Source organism: Pseudomonas sp. PDM19 (assembly GCF_014852215.1).
Taxonomy (GTDB): domain Bacteria; phylum Pseudomonadota; class Gammaproteobacteria; order Pseudomonadales; family Pseudomonadaceae; genus Pseudomonas.
This window is the reverse complement of the sequence record NZ_JACVBG010000003.1, coordinates 595838-613738: the sequence shown is the minus strand read 5'-3', so window position 1 is coordinate 613738 and position 17901 is coordinate 595838. Positions and strand designations below refer to the sequence as shown.

The following is a 17901-nucleotide window of genomic DNA, read 5'->3' as shown; positions in this document are numbered from 1 at the left end:
CGCCTAGCCTGACGATGAAGTCGGGGCGCCGCCCCGGTGGTATTCGAGGGAGCACCCGCGATGGAACTGAAAATAAAAAACCTGTCCCTGAAACTGTTCTGCATGGCCAAGGCATTCGCGGCTGACAAGGAAGGGGCGACAGCGATTGAATATGCGGTGATCGCGGGCCTGATCTCGGTGGTAGTTATCACCGGCGCCGCGCTGATCGGTACCGACCTGGGTGCGATCATGACCACCATCCAGACTGAAGTTGCAAAAGCGAAATAACAGTAACTCCTGAATCACCCTATTCATAAGTTCCCGCGCCTTGCGCGGGAACTTGTTTTTCTGCCCTCGAATTTCTTCTAAAGATCATCACGCCCCTGCCGATACAACCTGCTCAAACCCGTTTTACAGCAGGATGCTTTACCGATGCTTCGTTCGCTGTCCTTCTCCAGGAAGATCCTCCTGGCAGCCTCCCTCGTGGTCACCTTCGCCTTCGCCTGTTTCATCTTCTTCAACGATCTGCGCCAGCGCGAGGCCATCCACTCCGACACCGAATCCTACCTCTCCGAGGTCGGCAGCCTGACCGCCAGCAACATCCACAGCTGGCTGGAAGGTCGCATCCAACTGGTGGAAGCGGAAGCGGCGCAACTGGCCGACGGCGAGCCGACGCCCGAACGCATCCAGCACGTGCTGGAGCAGCAGGTGTTCCAGAAGAACTTCGAATCGGTCTACCTCGGTGAGGCCGCCAGCGGCGTGTTCACCATGCGCCCCTATGCGCCGATGCCCGACGGCTACGACCCGCGCACCCGCGGCTGGTACAAGGACGCCGTGGCCGCTGGCCGGCTGATCGTCACCGAGCCCTTCCTCGATGCCGGCACCAACGAGCAGATTCTCGCCATGTCCATGCCGGTCATGCGCAACGGCCAGCTGGTCGGCGTGGCCGCCGGCGACATGAAGCTGGAAACCATCACCGCGATCATCAACTCGCTGAAGTTCGATGGCGACGGCTACGCCTTCCTCGTCAGCGATGCCGGCAAGATCCTCCTGCACCCGGACAGCAGCCTGATCTTCAAGAGCCTCGGCGAGGTCTACCAGCAGGGCGCACCCAAGGTGCAGCCGGGCGTACAGGAAGTCAGCATCAACGGCGAGGACCAACTGGTCTCCATGACGCCGGTGAAGGGCCTGCCAGGCGTGACCTGGTACGTCGCACTGGTGCTCAACAAGGATTCTGCCTATGCGATGCTCAGCGACTTCCGCAACACCGCCATCGTCGCCACTGTCATCGCCATCGTCGCCATCCTGTTCCTGCTCGGCATGCTGATCCGCGTGCTGATGGCGCCGCTGACCGACATGGGCCGCGCCATGCAGGACATCGCCCAGGGCGAAGGCGACCTGACCAAGCGCCTGAAGGTCGCCAGCAACGACGAATTCGGCGTGCTGGCCAACGCCTTCAACCGCTTCGTCGAACGTATCCACGAATCGATCCGCGAAGTGGCCTCCACTGCGCGCAACCTGCATGACGTCTCGCAGCTGGTGGTAAATGCCTCCAACTCCTCGATGAGCAACTCCGACGAGCAGGCCAACCGCACCAACAGCGTGGCCGCGGCGATCAACGAACTGGGCGCCGCCGCCCAGGAAATCGCCCGCAACGCCGCCGATGCCTCGCACCACGCTACCGACGCTTCGCACCAGGCCGGTGACGGTCGCCAGGTGGTCGAGCAGACCATCAGCGCGATGAACCTGCTGTCCGACAAAATCAGCTCCGCCTGCGCCAACATCGAAGCGCTGAACAGCCGCACGGTGAACATCGGGCAGATTCTGGAGGTGATCAAGGGCATCTCCGAGCAGACCAACCTGCTCGCCCTGAACGCCGCCATCGAGGCCGCCCGTGCCGGTGAAGCCGGTCGTGGCTTCGCCGTCGTAGCGGACGAAGTGCGCAACCTGGCGCACCGCGCCCAGGAGTCCGCGCAGGAAATCCAGAAGATGATCGAGGAGCTGCAGGTCGGCGCCCGCGAAGCCGTCGACACCATGACCGAGAGCCAGCGCTACAGCCTGGAGAGCGTGGAGATCGCCAACCGCGCGGGCGAGCGCCTGGCCAGCGTGACCCATCGCATCGGCGAGATCGACTCGATGAACCAGTCGGTCGCCACCGCTACCGAGGAACAGACCGCCGTGGTCGACTCGCTGAACATGGACATCACCGAGATCAACACCTTGAACCAGGAAGGCGTGGAAAACCTGCAGGCCACCCTGCGCGCCTGCGCCGACCTGGAGAACCAGGCCGGCCGCCTGCGTCAGCTGGTGGACAGCTTCCGCATCTGATCGCCGCAGCCAATAAAAAAGGCGCCTTCTGGCGCCTTTTTTGTTCGCGAGCAAGCTCGCTCCCAGGTAAAACCGCAGCTCCCTGCAGGAGCAAGCTGGCTCGCGAACATCCCCTGTTCTCTGGTTTCGGCTCGGCGTCGACCTGTATCACCCATGAAACACCCGCCACAGAGCCGCCCCTACCGTTCGTCCGACTCCCTCAAGCTTCCACCGGGCACGCCGAAATCAAGGGTGAAGGCCTTTGATACCAACCAACAAACCGGGCCTGTCGTCACCGCCGGTACAAGGGAGTTCCGGCCACGCCCGCACGGTTATCCGCCGCGCCGGCGCCGTCCGTTTCACACCACGGGGACGGACGTTCTGCGGCGACACCGGATCTGTCGCCCGGACCAACGCCGCTCAGGCATCCCACTACCTCCGGACTCGACGCAGCATGATCAAGAGCCTGAAATTCAGCCATAAGATCCTCCTGGCCGCCTCTCTTGTTGTTTTCTCGGCATTCGCCCTCTTCACCCTCTACAACGACTACCTGCAGCGCAATGCGATCCGCGAGGACCTCGAGGATTACCTGCGGGAGATGGGCGACGTCAGCGCCAGCAACATCCAGAACTGGCTGAGCGGCCGCCTGCTGCTGATCGAAAGCACAGCCCAGACCCTCGCCCGCGACAGCTCGCCCGAGCACCTGACCGGCCTGCTGGAGCAGGACACCCTGCGCAAGACCTTCAACTTCACCTACCTGGGCCAGGAAGACGGCACCTTCACCATGCGCCCCAACAGCGCCATGCCTGACGGTTACGACCCGCGCACCCGCCCCTGGTACAAGGATGCCGTCGCGGCCGGCGGCACCACGCTGACCGAACCCTACATCGACGCAGCCACCCAGCAACTGATCATGACCGTCGCCACCCCCGCGCGCGCCGGCGGCAAGACCCTGGGCGTGGTCGGCGGCGACCTCGGCCTGCAGACCCTGGTGGAGATCATCAACTCGCTGGACTTCAGTGGTATGGGCTACGCCTTCCTGGTCAGCGGCGACGGCAAGATCCTCGTGCACCCGGACAAGAACCAGATCATGAAGACGCTGGCGGACGTCTACCCGCAGAACACGCCGAAGATCGGCAGCGGCTTCAGCGAGGCCGAACTCAACGGCCACGAACGCATCCTCAGCTTCACCCAGGTGAAGGGACTGCCGTCGGTGAACTGGTACATCGGCCTGTCCATCGACAAGGACGCCGCCTACTCCATGCTGAGCAAGTTCCGCGCCTCGGCCATCGTCGCTGCCGCGATTGCCATCGTCGCCATCCTGCTCCTGCTGGGCATGCTGATCCGCGTGTTGATGCAGCCGCTGACCACCATGGGCCGAGCCATGCAGGACATCGCCCAGGGCGAAGGCGACCTGACCAAGCGCCTGAAGGTCGCCAGCAACGACGAGTTCGGCGTGCTGGGCAATGCCTTCAACCGCTTCGTCGAACGTATCCACGAATCGATCCGCGAAGTGGCTTCCACCGCACGCCAGTTGCACGACGTCTCGCAACTGGTGGTGAATGCCTCCAACTCGTCCATGAGCAACTCCGACGAGCAATCCAACCGCACCAACAGCGTCGCCGCAGCGATCAACCAGCTGGGCGCCGCCGCCCAGGAAATCGCGCGCAACGCCGCCGATGCCTCGCACCACGCCACCGACGCCTCGCACCAGGCCGGTGACGGGCGTCAGGTGGTCGAGCAGACCATCAGCGCAATGAACCTGCTGTCGGACAAGATCAGCTCCGCCTGCGCCAACATCGAAGCGCTGAACAGCCGCACGGTGAACATCGGGCAGATTCTGGAGGTGATCAAGGGCATCTCCGAGCAGACCAACCTGCTGGCCCTGAACGCCGCCATCGAGGCCGCCCGCGCCGGTGAAGCTGGCCGTGGCTTCGCCGTGGTGGCGGACGAGGTGCGCAACCTGGCACACCGCGCCCAGGAGTCGGCGCAGCAGATCCAGAAGATGATCGAAGAACTGCAGGTCGGCGCCCGCGAAGCCGTGGACACCATGACCGAAAGCCAGCGCTACAGCCTGGAAAGCGTGGAAATCGCCAACCGCGCCGGCGAGCGCCTGGCCAGCGTCACCCACCGCATCGGCGAGATCGACTCGATGAACCAGTCGGTGGCCACTGCGACCGAGGAGCAGACCGCCGTGGTCGACTCGCTGAACATGGACATCACCGAGATCAACACCCTGAACCAGGAAGGCGTGGAAAACCTCCAGGCCACCCTGCGCGCCTGCGCTGACCTGGAGAACCAGGCTGGCCGCCTGCGCCAGCTGGTGGACAGCTTCCGCATCTGATTCCGGCGGAGACGAAAAGGCGCCTTGCGGCGCCTTTTTTGTTCGCGAGCACAGAGTCCACCGCCAACAGGGGGACGTAGGGCGCATAACCCGGAACGGGTTATCCGCCGATGCCACAACGGCGGGTAACGCTGGCGCGTTATCCGCCCTACGATCTTATCTTCGCTTGCTACCGCCCAGCAGCGCGCCCATCAACCCGCGCACCAGTTGCCGGCCGATCTGGTTCGCCGCCTGGCGCACCACCGTCTTGCTGACCTGGCTGGCCAGCGAACCCAGAATCTCGCCGGCCATGTCACCGAAATCGGTGCCGCTGCCCTTCTCTTCCTTCTGCTCGGTCGGTGCCATCTTGTTGTCCGCGCGGCCGGTCAGCTTCTCGTAGGCGGACTCGCGGTCGATCGGCTGGTCGTAGCGACCGGCCAGCGGCGAACGGCGGATGACATCGGCGCGCTCGGCATCGGTCAGCGGGCCGATGCGCGACTGCGGAGGCGCTACGGCCACGCGCTGGACCATCGCGGGCGTGCCCTTCTCCTCCAGCGTACCGACCAGCGCCTCGCCGATGCCCAGCTCGGTGAGCACCTTCAAGGTGTCGAAAGCCGGGTTGGGCCGGAAGCCGTCGGCCACCGCGCGCAGGGATTTCTGTTCCTTGGCGGTGAAAGCGCGCAGGCCGTGCTGGGTGCGCAGGCCCAGTTGCGCCAGCACGTCGTCTGGCAAGTCGCCGGGCGACTGGGTAACGAAGTAGACACCCACGCCCTTGGAGCGGATCAGCCGCACCACCTGCTCCAGGCGATCCTGCAGGGCCTTGGGCGTGCCGTTGAACAGCAGGTGCGCCTCATCGAAGAACAGCGCGAGGATGGGCTTGTCCGCATCGCCGCGCTCGGGCAATTGCTCGAACAGTTCGGCCAGCAGCCAGAGCAGGAAGGTAGCGTAGACCTTGGGGGCGTCATGCACCAGCTTGCTGGCGTCCAGCAGGTGGATGCGGCCACGGCCGTCGGCCTCGGGACGCAGCAGGTCTTCCAGCTGCAACGCCGGCTCGCCGAAGAAGTCCTCGGCTCCCTGCTGCTCCAGCAGTGCCAGTCGCCGCAGCAACGCCTGGGAGGAGGCGCCGGTGAACAACGCACGGTCTTCGCCGAGGATGTCCGGGTTTTCCTTGAAGTGGTTAAGCAGCGCCTTGAGGTCTTTCAGGTCGAGCAACAGCAGGCCTTCGCGGTCGGCCACCTTGAACGCGGCGAACAGCGCCGCCTGCTGGCTCTCGGTCAGCTCAAGCAGGTTGGCCAGCAGCAGCGGGCCCATCTCCGACAGCGTGGTGCGCAGCGGATGACCGGTCTTCCCGGCCACGTCCCAGATGCTCACCGGGTAGGCCTGAGGCTTGTGGTTCAGCCAGGGCATGCTGGCGATGCGTTCAGCCACCTTGCCCTGTGGGTTGCCCGCGGCGGCGATGCCGCACAGGTCACCCTTGATGTCAGCGGCGAACACCGCGATGCCGGCGTCGCTGAAGGATTCGGCGAGGTGCTGCAGCGTCACTGTCTTGCCGGTGCCGGTGGCGCCGGCGATCAGGCCGTGGCGGTTGGCGAGTTTCCAGGACTGGCCGACCGGCTGCCCGTCGGGCCCGGCGCCGATGATGAGTTCGTTGGTGGCTGACATCCGTTGTTCCCCTTCAGTGGACCTGTCGCGCCAGAGGGCCTGTCGCGTTGGCTGCTTGAGCAAGAGTGGCGCGTCCCGGCGCGCTGCGCAATCGGCTACCCCGGTACTTTGAAGACGTGCTTGAGGTAGTGCAGGAAGTTCTCGTCCTTGCACTGGGTCTTGCCCGGCGCATCGGAGATCTTCGCCACCGGGTGGCCGTTGCAGGCAGTCATCTTCAGCACGATGTTCATCGGCTGTACGCCCGGCACATCGCAGGTGAAATGGGTGCCAATGCCGAAACTGACGTCGATGCGATCGCGCAGCGCCCGGTAGATTTCCAGCGCACGCGGCAGGTTGAGCCCGTCGGAGAACACCAGGGTCTTGGTCAGCGGATCGATGCCCAGGTGCTCGTAATGCCGGATGGCCTTTTCCGCCCACTCCAGCGGATCGCCCGAGTCGTGGCGCAAGCCGTCGAAGAGCTTGGCGAAGTACAGGTCGAAGTCCGCCAGGAAGGCTTCCATGGTGATGCAATCGGTCAGCGCGATGCCCAACTGCCCGCGGTACTCGCGAACCCAGGCGTCGAGCGCTGCGGCCTGGCTGTCGATCAGCCGCGGGCCGAGCTGCTGGTGCGCCATCAGCCACTCGTGGGCCATGGTGCCTAGCGGCTTCACCCCCAACTCGCGCGCCAGATGGACGTTGCTGGTGCCGACGAAGTGGCCGGGGAAGCCATCGCGCAGGTCGCGTACCACCGCTTCCTGTACCGGATAGGAGAAGCGCCGGCGGGTGCCGAAGTCGGCCATCTTGAAGCCAGCCAGCTCTTCGGCGCTGGCATCCTTGCGCAGCCAGTCGAACTTCTCCTGCAGGCGCTCGCGGACCATCGTCAGCGTCGTGCCCGGATGGCGGTGGCGGTTGCGCACTTCGCTGATGATCGCCAGCAGCGGCACCTCGAAGAGAATCACGTGCAGCCAGGGGCCTTTCAGGCGCAGGAACAGCTCATCGTTCTCCACACCCAGCTGCACATAGCTGGGGTTGAAGCGGAACAGGCCGAGGAAGCGGATGAAATCAGGCTTGAAGAACGGGATGCGCTCAAGGAAAGCGAGGTCCAGCGGTGCGAAGGAAAGCTCCGACAGCTGCTCGATCTGCTCGTGCAGCGGGTCGAGGTAGGCGCGCAGGTCCTCTTCGTTGCGGCAGCGGAACTCCCACTCGACTTCGGCGTTGGGGTAGTTGTGCAGCACCGCCTGCATCATGCTCAGCTTGTAGAAGTCGGTATCCAGCAGGTTCTGCACGATCCGCCGGGAAAATGCGCTGTCGCTCATGCTCATCTCATTGCAGGCTTGAACCGGCAGTCTAAACCCGTCGCCCACAAAAAACCCCGCCTAGGCGGGGTTTTGAGTTGGAATCAGAAATCAGCGTGCTTTGCTCTGCGACATCCCGAACAGGAAAAGCAGCAGGTCGTCATCCGGACGGATGTCCTGTTGCTTGGCGCGCAGGTTGGGCGGCATCGGGCAGCTGTCCAGGCCGCCTTTTCCGGAAATGACCGAAGGCCCAGGCTCATGCCAGGCCGCCGCCGCCAGGGTCGCCACCCCGAGCGCGCCGATGAGGAGCAAACCTCGCGTAATTTCTAACTTCATGTCTGCAACCCTTTGATGGCGCTGCCAAACGCCGCTTGGTAACCATAGACAAAGGCCTGCCATTGCGCCTCTGTCCACGACGAGCGGCGTTTCACCTGGCGAAGATCGTGACGGGCAGCACGCTGAGCGCTGAAGCGCTGGCGGGCTTTTTCCATGTCAATCAGGGCCACTTCGATCTTCTCGCCATCCATCTTCACGAACACGTGCTTCAGGTAGAGGCAGCCATGCTGCCAACGGCCGGCGTTAAGCTTTGCAAGGGTACTACCGTAATGTTGCAGAATTCTTTGGTGCAGGGCTTCGCCCCAACGCTCCTGGTCGCCACGGGCGTAACAGTCTTCCAGGCTGCTGAAACCGTCCAGGGACTCGGTGACCAGCAGGGCCTGCCACTCGCCGTCCACCTTGCGGCAGCCGGCGTAGACCAGGGTCGGCACTCGCACGCCCAGGGCTTCGGCGGCCTTGAGCGCATTGCGCTCGCGGATAGCGGTGGGGTAGCCGAAGGGATGCAGCAGGTCGCGGTAGATGTGGCCCATCTGCTGCTTGCGATAGAGCATCCGGCCGTCGGAGGTCAGGACTCGCTGCACGCCGCTTTCGCCGCCGCGCCGACGGTTGGGTTCCTCGACCCATTTGCCGGGCACCTGGAGCCAACGGTCGATGGCGTTCTCACCGGAAATTTGCTGCAGCGACGCCAGATCAACGGCCATCCATCACTCCTTACGCAGAATGTAGACCCGCCACATGTGTACGAGCGGGACGAAATCAATGTGATCCTGGACCTTGAAACCAGCCTGGCGGAACTCCGCCTCGATGGTCTTGGCGGGAATCACGAAGCGGTTCTGGTAGGCGTGTTTCTTGCGATTCGACTCGGCGCGAGCACGTTTCCAGGACTTGAAGTTGCCATCGACCCACATCGACAAGATCACCGAATCGCGAGTTACGCGGTGAAATTCGCGCAACATCGTCAAACGATCGTCAGATTCGCCGATATGGTGCATCAGGCGCATCGAGAAGATGCTATCGACGGCATTGTCGGGCAGATCAATGGCAAACGCGGAAGTCTGCAAAGGTCGGACGCGTTTTACAACCTCATTCGGTTGACCGGCGCAGGCCACGGCGATCATGTCCGGGGAATTGTCCGCCCCGATGATCACCCGGTTCTCCTTTTCGGCCAGCATCGGCCAGAAGCGTCCGGCACCGCACGGCAGGTCGAGAACCAGATTCGGCTGCCCCGCCAGCTTGAGTGCCTGGCGGGCCACTTGGACATCGCGCCAGTGAGAAAGTTTCCGGGAGAGTCCGGCCTGGTGCTTGCGCAGGTAACGCTCTGCGTGCTGGCGGTCGTATTTTTGGGAGAACTCCAGGTCGACGGGTTTTTCAGTCATCGGATATTTACCTTTCCCGAATTCAGGGCGAACGATACGAACCAGCCTGTCACAGCCGGGTCATGCACTTGTGAAGTTTTTGTCAAACGACGGCTAGGCGAACTTCGAAGCGACAGCCATGGGGCTCGGCCGGACGCAGCGTGACGTCCCAGCCTTCGGAGGCGCAGATCCGCTTGACCAGCGACAACCCCAGCCCGAGCCCCTCACCACGCGGGTTCTGGCCGCGCACGAAGGGCTGGAAGACGCGCTCGCGCTGCTCTTCCGGGATACCGGCGCCAGTGTCCTCGACCCAGAATCCGTTCGGTCCAAGTTGTAAGCGGATGCTGCCGCTTTCGGTGTAATGCATGGCATTGCGCAATAAATTGCTCATTACCGAGCGCAGGAAAGGCGCGTTGAATTGCCCGGGCATCTCCTGGCTGACGTTGTATTCCAGGGTCAGGCCCTTCGCTTCGATAGGGCCGCGCCACTGTGCGACCAACTCGTCGCCGATCGTCCGCAATCCGGCCTGGGACACGATAGCCATGTCCTTGCGCTGGGCCCGCGCCAGCATCAGGAAGGTCTGCACCAGATCGCGCATCTCTTCGCAGGCGCTGTTCATGCGCGCCAACTGAGCACGCGACCGCGGGGTGAGCCCCGGCTCTTCCGCCAGCAGCTCGCAACTGGTGGCGATCACCATCAGCGGTGTGCGCAATTCGTGGCTGACGTCGCTGGTAAAGAGCTTCTCCCGGGTCAGCACATCATGCAGCCGCCCCATGGCGTAATCGAAGGCCGCCGCCAACTCGCCCACCTCGTCGTTGGCGTAGTCAGGCGACATGGGCGGCGCCAGTTCCAGCAACTGGTCACGGTGGCGGACCTGGCGCGCCAAGCGCGATACAGGCTCCATGACCTTGCGCGCCAGCAGCCAGCCCAGCACTCCGGACAGGGCCAGGCTGAGCACATAACCGGTGACCACGGCGGCGTAGAGGATCTGCTCGCGCGCCTCGAAGTCGCTCTGGTCCTGCAGCAGGACGAAGCGGCGACCATCGACGTCGCGCGCCAGCGCATGGAAGGACAACTCGCCGTCGAAGACTTCGTGGAAGCCTTCGTCCAACCGGCGCAGCGCCGGCGGCATGGCATAGACGCCCGCGCCATCACTGATGAAGAAGCGCATGCCCGGATCGAGTTTCGGAGCCTGGCCGTTCTCCAGGTCTTCATTGATGATGCGGTCCAGTTCACCGCCCAGGTCGCGGGAGATCAGGCGCTCTTCGACAATATGAACGACGCCGACGATTCCCACCGAAAACAGGCCGCCAACGGCGGCGGTCATGAGTACGAAGGCAAAGACAATCCGTCGGGAAAGGCTCTGCTTATACTCCATGCGCTTCCTCCGCCAGCTTGTAGCCGACGCCGTGCACCGTGTGCAGCAGGGAGGATGCGAAGGGCTTGTCGATCACCTGGCGCAGTTGGTGAACGTGGCTGCGCAGGCTGTCGCTATCAGGGCAGTCATCCCCCCAGACGGCTTCCTCGAGCACATCGCGGCGCACCACGTGCGGGCTCTTCTGCATCAGCACCGCCAGCAATTTGAGGCCGATGGGGTTGAGCTTGAGCGGCTTGCCGGCACGGTTCACTTCGAGGGTGTCGAGGTTGTAGCTCAGGTCGGCGACCTGCAGCTCGCGCCGCCCGCCGCCCTGGCTGCGGCGCAGCACCGCTTCGATGCGGGCGGCCAACTCGGAGAGCGCGAAAGGCTTGAGGAGGTAATCGTCAGCGCCGGAACGGAAGCCCTGCAGGCGGTCGTCCAGCTGATCGCGGGCGGTAAGCATAATCACCGGGGTGTCGCGGCGCGCGTCTTCGCGCAGGCGGCGGCACAGGGTGAAACCATCCAGCCCCGGCAGCATCACGTCCAGCACGATCAGGTCGTAATGGGACGTCGCCGCTAGGTGCAATCCGGACAGGCCGTCCTGGGCGCAATCCACCGTGTAGCCTTTCAGGCCCAGGTAGTCGGCCATATTGGCCAGGATGTCCCGATTGTCTTCAACCAACAAAATGCGCATATGCTCTCCTCGAACGCAATGCACGTTAGCCTAACCAGCTTAAATAGAACTTAAGCGCCTTTGACGGAATTTTCACATTCAGCCTGCCGATTTCCCGTGCGGCAGGTCGAATGGGCCGTTCAGCGCGGACTCAGTCGCCCTCGCCCGTCACGCCAAACTCGATCGGCGTCTTCACGTAGAACAGCTTCACACCCGCCTTGCGGATTACCTCGAAGATGCGCTCGGACTCTTCCTCGCTCACCGCCATGGTGACTTCCTGCGGCTGGTCGGCCAGTTCGAAGAAATGCGCATAGTGAATGCGCCCGGTCTTGCCGAATCCTTCGCTCGCCGTCATCAGGGTGGCGCCGCGTACGCCTTGCCGGCGCGCTTCCTCCAGCAGCCATTGGGCCAGCGGCAGGCCGGCATGCTTGCGGTCCTGCTGGGTGAAGAACTTCAACTGGTAGCCGTTCATGTCTTCCTCCTGGGGCCTCGCGGCCTCTCTCTTGGCTGGACGGCCTAGCGGCCCATCAGCGCGTGCACCGACCAGAGTCCGGCGAGGGTCATCAGCAGGGAACCGGCGAGGTGCGTGGCAACCGTGCCCATGGCCCAGGCCAGGCGGCCTTGCTGCAGCAGCACGACGACTTCGGCGGAGAAGGTCGAGAAGGTGGTGAGGCCACCGCAGAAGCCGGTGATGATCAGTAACCGCCATTCTGGCGCCAGGCCGGGTGAGTTGGCGAAGAAGGCGATAGCCGCGCCGATGATGTAGCCGCCGACCAGGTTGGCGACCACCGTGCCCGGCGGCATGGATGGCAGGAGGGTATTGAGCTTGAGCCCGAGCACCCAGCGTAGCAGTGCGCCGAGGGCGGCTCCGAGGGAGACGGCGAGAATGGGTTTCCACATGGTCCTGTCCTGGGGAAGGTGTTTTGGACAGGCCGCAGGCGAGCGCCTACGCGCCTTTCCAGGTCTATGCGTAGGCATCATCAGCCACAAGGGCGGTTGAAGGAGGAATGCCATCTCCTGCGGCGCAGTCTGGCATATCCGACGCCCATGAAAAAGCCCCGCCTAGGCGGGGCTTTTTCTTACAGCAGGTGCCGGGTGGCTTACATCATGCCGCCCATGCCACCCATGCCGCCCATGTCCGGCATGGCCGGAGCAGCCTTGTCGTCAGCCACTTCGGCAACCATGGCCTCGGTGGTGACCATCAGGCCGCCGATGGAAGCAGCAGCTTGCAGAGCCGAACGGGTAACCTTGGCCGGATCGAGGATACCCATCTCGATCATGTCGCCGTACACGCCGGTAGCAGCGTTGTAGCCGAAGTTGCCCGAACCCTGCTTGACCTTGTCGACTACCACGCTCGGCTCGTCGCCGGAGTTGGCAACGATCTGGCGCAGCGGAGCTTCAACGGCGCGACGCAGCAGAGCGATACCGACGTTCTGGTCTTCGTTGTCGCCCTTCAGGCCTTCGATGGCTTGCAGAGCACGAACCAGAGCGACGCCGCCGCCAGGAACCACGCCTTCTTCCACAGCAGCGCGGGTAGCGTGCAGGGCGTCTTCAACGCGGGCTTTCTTCTCTTTCATCTCGACTTCGGTGGCAGCGCCAACCTTGATCACGGCAACACCGCCGGCCAGCTTGGCCAGACGCTCTTGCAGCTTCTCACGGTCGTAGTCCGAGGAAGTCTCTTCGACCTGCTTGCGGATCTGCAGGACGCGAGCTTCGATGTCGGCTTGAGCGCCAGCGCCATCGATGATGGTGGTGTTTTCCTTGCTCAGGACAACGCGCTTGGCGTTACCCAGGTGCTCCAGGGTGGCGCCTTCCAGGCTCAGACCGACTTCTTCGGAGATGACGGTACCGCCGGTCAGGATGGCGATGTCCTGCAGCATGGCCTTGCGGCGGTCGCCGAAGCCCGGAGCCTTGACGGCTGCAACCTTGACGATGCCACGCATGTTGTTGACGACCAGGGTAGCCAGGGCTTCGCCTTCGACGTCTTCAGCCACGATCAGCAGCGGACGGCCGGCTTTGGCAACGGCTTCCAGGACCGGCAGCATTTCGCGGATGTTGGAGATCTTCTTGTCGACCAGCAGCAGCAGCGGGCCGTCGAGCTCGGCCACCATGGTGTCCGGCTTGTTGATGAAGTAGGGGGACAGGTAGCCGCGGTCGAACTGCATGCCTTCTACGACGGACAGTTCGTTTTCCAGGCCCGAGCCTTCTTCAACGGTGATCACGCCTTCTTTACCGACCTTGTCCATGGCTTCGGCAATGATGTTGCCGATGGAGTCGTCGGAGTTGGCGGAGATGGTGCCTACCTGGGCAATGGCCTTGGTGTCGGCGCAGGGCTTGGCCTGCTCCTTGAGCTGGGCAACGATGGCCACGGTGGCCTTGTCGATACCGCGCTTCAGGTCCATCGGGTTCATGCCGGCAGCGACGGCCTTCAGGCCTTCGTTGACGATGGCCTGGGCCAGAACGGTAGCGGTGGTGGTGCCGTCACCGGCAGCGTCGTTGGCCTTGGAGGCAACGTCTTTCACCAGCTGGGCGCCCATGTTCTCGAACTTGTCTTTGAGTTCGATTTCCTTGGCGACGGAAACGCCGTCCTTGGTGATGGTCGGAGCGCCGAAGCTCTTGTCCAGGATGACGTTACGGCCTTTCGGGCCCAGGGTCGCTTTCACAGCGTCGGCCAGGACGTTTACGCCGACCAGCATTTTCTTGCGAGCGGAATCGCCGAACTTAACTTCTTTGGCAGCCATGTTCTGTTTCCTCTAAATCGAATTCGGTGGGGAGTGGACGGACTGAAATCAGTCTTCCAGGACGGCGAGGATCTCGGACTCGCCCATCACCAGCAGTTCTTCGCCGTCGACCTTGATGGCGTTGCTGCCGGAGTACGGACCGAAGACCACCTTGTCACCGACCTTCACGGCCAGAGCGCGAACTTCGCCGTTGTCCAGGACACGGCCGGCACCAACAGCGACCACTTCACCGCGGTTCGGCTTCTCGGCGGCGGAACCCGGCAGCACGATGCCGCCTGCGGTCTTGGTCTCTTCCTCGCTGCGACGGATGACGACGCGGTCATGCAGAGGACGAAGCTTCATAGTCGTAACTCTCCCAAACTGTGATTTCCAACGGCCGGATCGATGCCCGGCAGGTTTTATTGAATCCGGCGGTGCCGGTTTGCGACCCGGCAGGCGAATCGCGAAAAGAGCAGCCTGTCGTACTGACAGGGACCTTGCGGTGACCGGTACATAAGGTCGCTACAAGGCATTTCAAGTGTGTGACGAAAAATTTTTTGCAGGCGGTGGGTGCCTCGGGCGGGCGAAACCGCCCGAGGATCAACGCAGACGGTCGCGGTCTTCCTCGCGGCGCTGGTATTCGCCTTCGATCACGCTGGGGCCGCTGCGATGCTGAGCGGCCGGATCGTCGGCGAAGGCGCGGCGGCGCTCGGCCTGTTCCTGCATGCGCAGGCGCACGCGGCCAAGCATCAGGCGGCGGGTGAAGGGGATCAGGCAAAGCAGGCCGACAACGTCGCTGATGAAGCCCGGCAGCATCAGCAGGCCACCGCCCAGGGCGATGACCAGTCCTTCGAGCATTTCCTGCTCGGGCAGTTCGCCGCGATTCAGGCGCTCGCGGGCGCGCAGCGCAGTGGCGACGCCCGCCACGCGCAGCACCGCCGCGCCGATGAAGGCGCCGGCGATGATCAGCAGCAGGGTCCAGCCCACGCCGATCACGCTGCCGACCTTGATCATCACGGCCAGCTCGATCAGCGGGAACAGAAGAATCAGAAACAGGGGAACTCGCATCGATGAATCCTTGGCGGGGTCATTGCCCGGGTAGAAAGCTAGGTGGCGACGCCCCGCTCCGATTTCAAGGGATAAGCCGAGGGACAGATCAGGCCTGGATCACTTCGTTGCCCGGCCAGACGTCCGCCTTGGCCAACTGCACCAGCGCCTGGCGCACCGCGCCGGCGTTGCCGCAGGACGCCGGGAACGGCAGCCAGTGCAGGCCCTGGCCGATGCGCAGGTGGAAACCTTCTGTATCAATTCCTGCCAGCTGCGGGCCCTGCCCGGCGGGCAACCCGGCCAGCTCGACGTAGTGCTCGATGGCATTGGCGTGGTCGCTGTTCATGTGTTCGACCATGCTCTTCTCCGCCTCGCCGACGAAGGGGTTGGCCAGGGGCACGCTGTTGGCGCCCAGCCAGTGGATATCGCCGAAGCCGCCGATGTAGCGCCACTGCACCGGCTCCAGCACCCAGAAATCGAAGTCGTGGACGATGTGGTAGTCCTGCGAGCCGGGGAAATAGCGGTAGTAACGTTCGGCCGCGCCAGCGATGGCGTCGACGTCCTCGACCAGCAGCGCCTCGGCCAGCAGGGTCAGGCGTCCGGCGGCCTGGATGTCGTCGACGCCGCGCTCGCCGATGAGCAGCGAGCATTTGCCGTCCATCTGCAGGTTATGGGTGTGCTGGGCGATGCGGCTGATCAGGATCAGCGGACGGCCGGCCTCGTCCAGGCAATACGGCACCACGGAGCCGAAGGGGAATCCGGACCACTTCTTCGAGTGGGTGGAGAGGACGCCGCGGTATTCCTTGAGCAGCAGTTCTCGGGCATGCTTGGCAGCTTTCACGCTCAACTTATGACTCCTCGCAAAGAATCCGTCGCAAACGGACGGGCAGGACTGACTCTGTGCACAGCTGCCGGCGGGGCCTTTCACCAGAAACTGTTCGTGGGGTTGTTCCGATGCAATTGAAAGACAAGGTCATCATCATCACCGGTGGCTGCCAGGGCCTGGGCCGCGCCATGGGCGAGTACCTCTCCGGCAAGGGCGCGCGCGTCGCGCTGGTTGACCTCAATGCCGAAAAACTGGACGAAGCCGTGGCTGCCTGCAAGGCCGCCGGCGGTGACGCCCGCGCCTATCTGTGCAACGTCGCCAATGAAGAACAGGTTACCCACATGGTGGCCCAGGTCGCCAGCGACTTCGGCGCCATCAACGGCCTGGTCAACAACGCCGGCATCCTGCGCGACGGCCTGACCATCAAGGTCAAGGACGGCGAACTGAGCAAGATGAGCCTGGCCCAGTGGCAGGCTGTGATCGACGTCAACCTGACCGGCGTGTTCCTCTGCACCCGCGAAGTGGCGGCGAAGATGATCGAACTGAAGAACGAAGGCGCGATCGTCAACATTTCCTCCATTTCCCGCGCCGGCAACATGGGCCAGGCCAACTATTCCGCAGCCAAGGCCGGCGTCGCTGCCGACACCGTGGTGTGGGCGAAGGAACTGGCGCGCTATGGCATCCGCGTGGCGGGCGTGGCTCCCGGCTTCATCGAGACCGACATGGTCGCCAGCATGAAGCCCGAGGCCCTGGAGAAGATGACCTCCGGCATTCCGCTCAAGCGCCTGGGCAAGCCGCTGGAAATCGCCCACTCGGTGGCCTACATCCTCGAGAACGACTACTACACCGGCCGCGTGCTGGAACTGGACGGCGGTCTGCGCCTGTAATCCGCCCGCCCATGAAAAAGCCCCGCCAGGTGCGGGGCTTTTTATTGCCGTTCTCGTAGAGCGGAGCCAGTCGAAGCGAAGCGTTACCAGCCGACGCCCAGGCCCAGGGTGTAGCGACGCTCGTTGACGTCGCCGTCGTTGCCGCTGAGCTTGTCCCATTCGGCCTTCAGGCTCAGGGACGCCCAGGAGGTCAGTTTGTAGCGGATGCCCGCCTCGCTCTCCAGCTCGTACTCCACGTTGGACTCCAGCGGCTTGCTGACTTCGCCGTTGGTGAACACCTCGAACTGCTTGGCCAGCAGGTAACGGTTGTAGTCCCACTTCAGGCTGGTGCTGTAGAAGTGGGATTTCTCGTCGTCGACGAATTCGTAGTCGTTGCGGTTGACCAAGGTCGCCAGGGAGAACGCACCCAGCTCGTTGTCCCAGAACTGGTAGCCCGGGCCGGTACCGACGGTGCGTTTCTTCTGCAGGTCCTCGATCCAGTCGCGCTTGTACTGCGCCTGGCCCTGCCAGAACCAGTGCTCGTCGAGGAAACGGTCCAGCGCGTATTGCGCGGAATAGTTGTTGGTACTGACCTGATCGTCCTTCTTCTCGCGGTTGTACTCGCCCTGCAGATTGTGGCGCCAGCGGCCGTGGCGGGCGTTGGTCTTGAAGTCGATGTCGTAATCCTCGACATCGTTCTCCGCCTGCTTGTGGTCCAGGGAGAAGTCGACGTTGCCGGTCCAGACCCAGTCTTCGAGGATCGGCTTGGGCGGCATCATCTGCTCGATCTTCGCCAGTTCCACCGTGCGCGCCTCGCCGTTGACCAGCGTGACCTTGCCCTGGTCCGACGCCTTCAGGCCCTTGGAGTGCTCGCCGGTTTCCTCGTCGTACTTCACCAGCAGGTTCTGGTCGGTTTCCAGCGTCTTGATCTTGTCCCACTTCAGGGCGATCTCTCCGCCATAGTCGGTCGCCAGCAGCAGCTTGCCGCCGTCATAGAGTTTGATGGTGCCGGTGAGACGGTCACCATTCTTCAACCAGACGGTGTCGGCAAGGGCGGACAGGGAACAGGATGCGAGTGCGACGGTAAGCAGGGTTCTGGGGAACATGAGTCGGATTCAACTGGATTGAATGGGCAAAAAGCCGGGCATTATCCAGATACCCGACACTAGAGCAACG

General features: G+C 63.4%; 18 protein-coding genes, 1 pseudogene and 1 riboswitch. Of the genes and pseudogenes, 5 read left to right on the top strand and 14 right to left on the bottom strand.

Annotation, left to right across the window (positions count from 1 at the left end):
• Positions 1 to 72: 72 nt before the first annotated feature.
• The 4 genes and pseudogenes from IB273_RS18810 (at position 73) to IB273_RS18800 (ending at position 4630) form a co-directional block, all read left to right on the top strand.
• A complete protein-coding gene (locus IB273_RS18810) occupies positions 73 to 267 on the top strand; it encodes a Flp family type IVb pilin (RefSeq protein ID WP_138212932.1) in 195 nt (64 codons plus the stop codon).
• A 144-nt stretch (positions 268 to 411) separates the two neighbouring features.
• Positions 412 to 1452 (top strand): annotated as a pseudogene (locus IB273_RS31960) (cache domain-containing protein); the annotation flags it as partial.
• 90 nt (positions 1453 to 1542) lie between these two features.
• The gene (locus IB273_RS31955) at positions 1543 to 2307 is read left to right on the top strand and encodes a methyl-accepting chemotaxis protein (protein ID WP_412548088.1); all 765 of its coding nucleotides are present in this window, start codon (positions 1543 to 1545) and stop codon (positions 2305 to 2307) included.
• A gap of 433 nt (positions 2308 to 2740) precedes the next feature.
• Positions 2741 to 4630 (top strand): methyl-accepting chemotaxis protein, encoded by a 1890-nt coding sequence (locus IB273_RS18800; RefSeq protein ID WP_192224741.1) that lies wholly within the window; start codon positions 2741 to 2743, stop codon positions 4628 to 4630.
• Between the two features lie 156 nt (positions 4631 to 4786).
• On the opposite strand, the gene IB273_RS18795 is transcribed toward IB273_RS18800, so the two are convergent.
• From IB273_RS18795 to IB273_RS18735, 13 genes are all read right to left on the bottom strand, one after another.
• Complete coding sequence (locus IB273_RS18795; protein ID WP_192224740.1) at positions 4787 to 6271, bottom strand: helicase HerA-like domain-containing protein; 1485 nt, start codon at positions 6269 to 6271, stop codon at positions 4787 to 4789.
• A 95-nt stretch (positions 6272 to 6366) separates the two neighbouring features.
• Positions 6367 to 7566 carry a nicotinate phosphoribosyltransferase gene (gene pncB, locus IB273_RS18790; RefSeq protein WP_192224739.1) on the bottom strand — a complete coding sequence of 400 codons (1200 nt, stop codon included), beginning with the start codon at positions 7564 to 7566 and terminating at the stop codon, positions 6367 to 6369.
• 90 nt (positions 7567 to 7656) lie between these two features.
• Positions 7657 to 7881 carry a hypothetical protein gene (locus IB273_RS18785; RefSeq protein ID WP_081517518.1) on the bottom strand — a complete coding sequence of 75 codons (225 nt, stop codon included), beginning with the start codon at positions 7879 to 7881 and terminating at the stop codon, positions 7657 to 7659.
• The gene (locus IB273_RS18780) at positions 7878 to 8582 is read right to left on the bottom strand and encodes a lipopolysaccharide kinase InaA family protein (protein ID WP_081517517.1); all 705 of its coding nucleotides are present in this window, start codon (positions 8580 to 8582) and stop codon (positions 7878 to 7880) included. Before IB273_RS18780 ends, IB273_RS18785 begins: the two co-directional genes overlap by 4 nt.
• A gap of 3 nt (positions 8583 to 8585) precedes the next feature.
• Complete coding sequence (locus tag IB273_RS18775) at positions 8586 to 9257, bottom strand: class I SAM-dependent methyltransferase (protein WP_081517516.1); 672 nt, start codon at positions 9255 to 9257, stop codon at positions 8586 to 8588.
• An 82-nt stretch (positions 9258 to 9339) separates the two neighbouring features.
• Entirely contained in the window at positions 9340 to 10614 is a 1275-nt protein-coding gene (locus tag IB273_RS18770) for a sensor histidine kinase (RefSeq protein ID WP_081517515.1), read from the bottom strand.
• A complete protein-coding gene (locus tag IB273_RS18765; RefSeq protein WP_081517514.1) occupies positions 10604 to 11287 on the bottom strand; it encodes a response regulator transcription factor in 684 nt (227 codons plus the stop codon). Before IB273_RS18765 ends, IB273_RS18770 begins: the two co-directional genes overlap by 11 nt.
• Positions 11288 to 11417: 130 nt before the next feature.
• Entirely contained in the window at positions 11418 to 11738 is a 321-nt protein-coding gene (locus tag IB273_RS18760) for a DUF190 domain-containing protein (protein ID WP_081517513.1), read from the bottom strand.
• Positions 11739 to 11782: 44 nt separating this feature from the next.
• Positions 11783 to 12166 carry a fluoride efflux transporter CrcB gene (crcB, locus tag IB273_RS18755; protein ID WP_081517512.1) on the bottom strand — a complete coding sequence of 128 codons (384 nt, stop codon included), beginning with the start codon at positions 12164 to 12166 and terminating at the stop codon, positions 11783 to 11785.
• A 64-nt stretch (positions 12167 to 12230) separates the two neighbouring features.
• A riboswitch (Fluoride riboswitch) is annotated at positions 12231 to 12293 on the bottom strand.
• A 73-nt stretch (positions 12294 to 12366) separates the two neighbouring features.
• Positions 12367 to 14007, bottom strand: a complete 1641-nt coding sequence (gene groL, locus IB273_RS18750) for a chaperonin GroEL (protein WP_045209649.1) — start codon at positions 14005 to 14007, stop codon at positions 12367 to 12369.
• A 48-nt stretch (positions 14008 to 14055) separates the two neighbouring features.
• Positions 14056 to 14349, bottom strand: coding sequence for a co-chaperone GroES (locus IB273_RS18745; RefSeq protein ID WP_009617968.1), 294 nt, complete (start codon positions 14347 to 14349; stop codon positions 14056 to 14058).
• 237 nt (positions 14350 to 14586) lie between these two features.
• Positions 14587 to 15054, bottom strand: a complete 468-nt coding sequence (locus IB273_RS18740; protein WP_081517511.1) for an FxsA family protein — start codon at positions 15052 to 15054, stop codon at positions 14587 to 14589.
• A gap of 88 nt (positions 15055 to 15142) precedes the next feature.
• Complete coding sequence (locus tag IB273_RS18735) at positions 15143 to 15880, bottom strand: HugZ family protein (RefSeq protein ID WP_192224738.1); 738 nt, start codon at positions 15878 to 15880, stop codon at positions 15143 to 15145.
• 107 nt (positions 15881 to 15987) lie between these two features.
• On the opposite strand from IB273_RS18735, the gene IB273_RS18730 reads away from it, so the two are divergent.
• The gene (locus IB273_RS18730; protein ID WP_024764082.1) at positions 15988 to 16746 is read left to right on the top strand and encodes an SDR family oxidoreductase; all 759 of its coding nucleotides are present in this window, start codon (positions 15988 to 15990) and stop codon (positions 16744 to 16746) included.
• Between the two features lie 83 nt (positions 16747 to 16829).
• Here IB273_RS18730 and IB273_RS18725 read toward each other — a convergent pair whose 3' ends face one another.
• Complete coding sequence (locus IB273_RS18725; RefSeq protein ID WP_081517509.1) at positions 16830 to 17831, bottom strand: DUF481 domain-containing protein; 1002 nt, start codon at positions 17829 to 17831, stop codon at positions 16830 to 16832.
• Between the last annotated feature and the right edge of the window lie 70 nt (positions 17832 to 17901).

Bases quoted from the DNA above. Each gene is read 5' to 3' on its own strand.
- IB273_RS31955 (WP_412548088.1), top strand. From the start codon at position 1,543: ATGAGCAACTCCGACGAGCAGGCCAACCGCACCAACAGCGTGGCCGCG.
- IB273_RS18800 (WP_192224741.1), top strand. From the start codon at position 2,741: ATGATCAAGAGCCTGAAATTCAGCCATAAGATCCTCCTGGCCGCCTCT.
- IB273_RS18795 (WP_192224740.1), bottom strand. From the start codon at position 6,271: ATGTCAGCCACCAACGAACTCATCATCGGCGCCGGGCCCGACGGGCAG.
- pncB (WP_192224739.1), bottom strand. From the start codon at position 7,566: ATGAGCGACAGCGCATTTTCCCGGCGGATCGTGCAGAACCTGCTGGAT.
- IB273_RS18785 (WP_081517518.1), bottom strand. From the start codon at position 7,881: ATGAAGTTAGAAATTACGCGAGGTTTGCTCCTCATCGGCGCGCTCGGG.
- IB273_RS18780 (WP_081517517.1), bottom strand. From the start codon at position 8,582: ATGGCCGTTGATCTGGCGTCGCTGCAGCAAATTTCCGGTGAGAACGCC.
- IB273_RS18775 (WP_081517516.1), bottom strand. From the start codon at position 9,257: ATGACTGAAAAACCCGTCGACCTGGAGTTCTCCCAAAAATACGACCGC.
- IB273_RS18770 (WP_081517515.1), bottom strand. From the start codon at position 10,614: ATGGAGTATAAGCAGAGCCTTTCCCGACGGATTGTCTTTGCCTTCGTA.
- IB273_RS18765 (WP_081517514.1), bottom strand. From the start codon at position 11,287: ATGCGCATTTTGTTGGTTGAAGACAATCGGGACATCCTGGCCAATATG.
- IB273_RS18760 (WP_081517513.1), bottom strand. From the start codon at position 11,738: ATGAACGGCTACCAGTTGAAGTTCTTCACCCAGCAGGACCGCAAGCAT.
- crcB (WP_081517512.1), bottom strand. From the start codon at position 12,166: ATGTGGAAACCCATTCTCGCCGTCTCCCTCGGAGCCGCCCTCGGCGCA.
- groL (WP_045209649.1), bottom strand. From the start codon at position 14,007: ATGGCTGCCAAAGAAGTTAAGTTCGGCGATTCCGCTCGCAAGAAAATG.
- IB273_RS18745 (WP_009617968.1), bottom strand. From the start codon at position 14,349: ATGAAGCTTCGTCCTCTGCATGACCGCGTCGTCATCCGTCGCAGCGAG.
- IB273_RS18740 (WP_081517511.1), bottom strand. From the start codon at position 15,054: ATGCGAGTTCCCCTGTTTCTGATTCTTCTGTTCCCGCTGATCGAGCTG.
- IB273_RS18730 (WP_024764082.1), top strand. From the start codon at position 15,988: ATGCAATTGAAAGACAAGGTCATCATCATCACCGGTGGCTGCCAGGGC.
- IB273_RS18725 (WP_081517509.1), bottom strand. From the start codon at position 17,831: ATGTTCCCCAGAACCCTGCTTACCGTCGCACTCGCATCCTGTTCCCTG.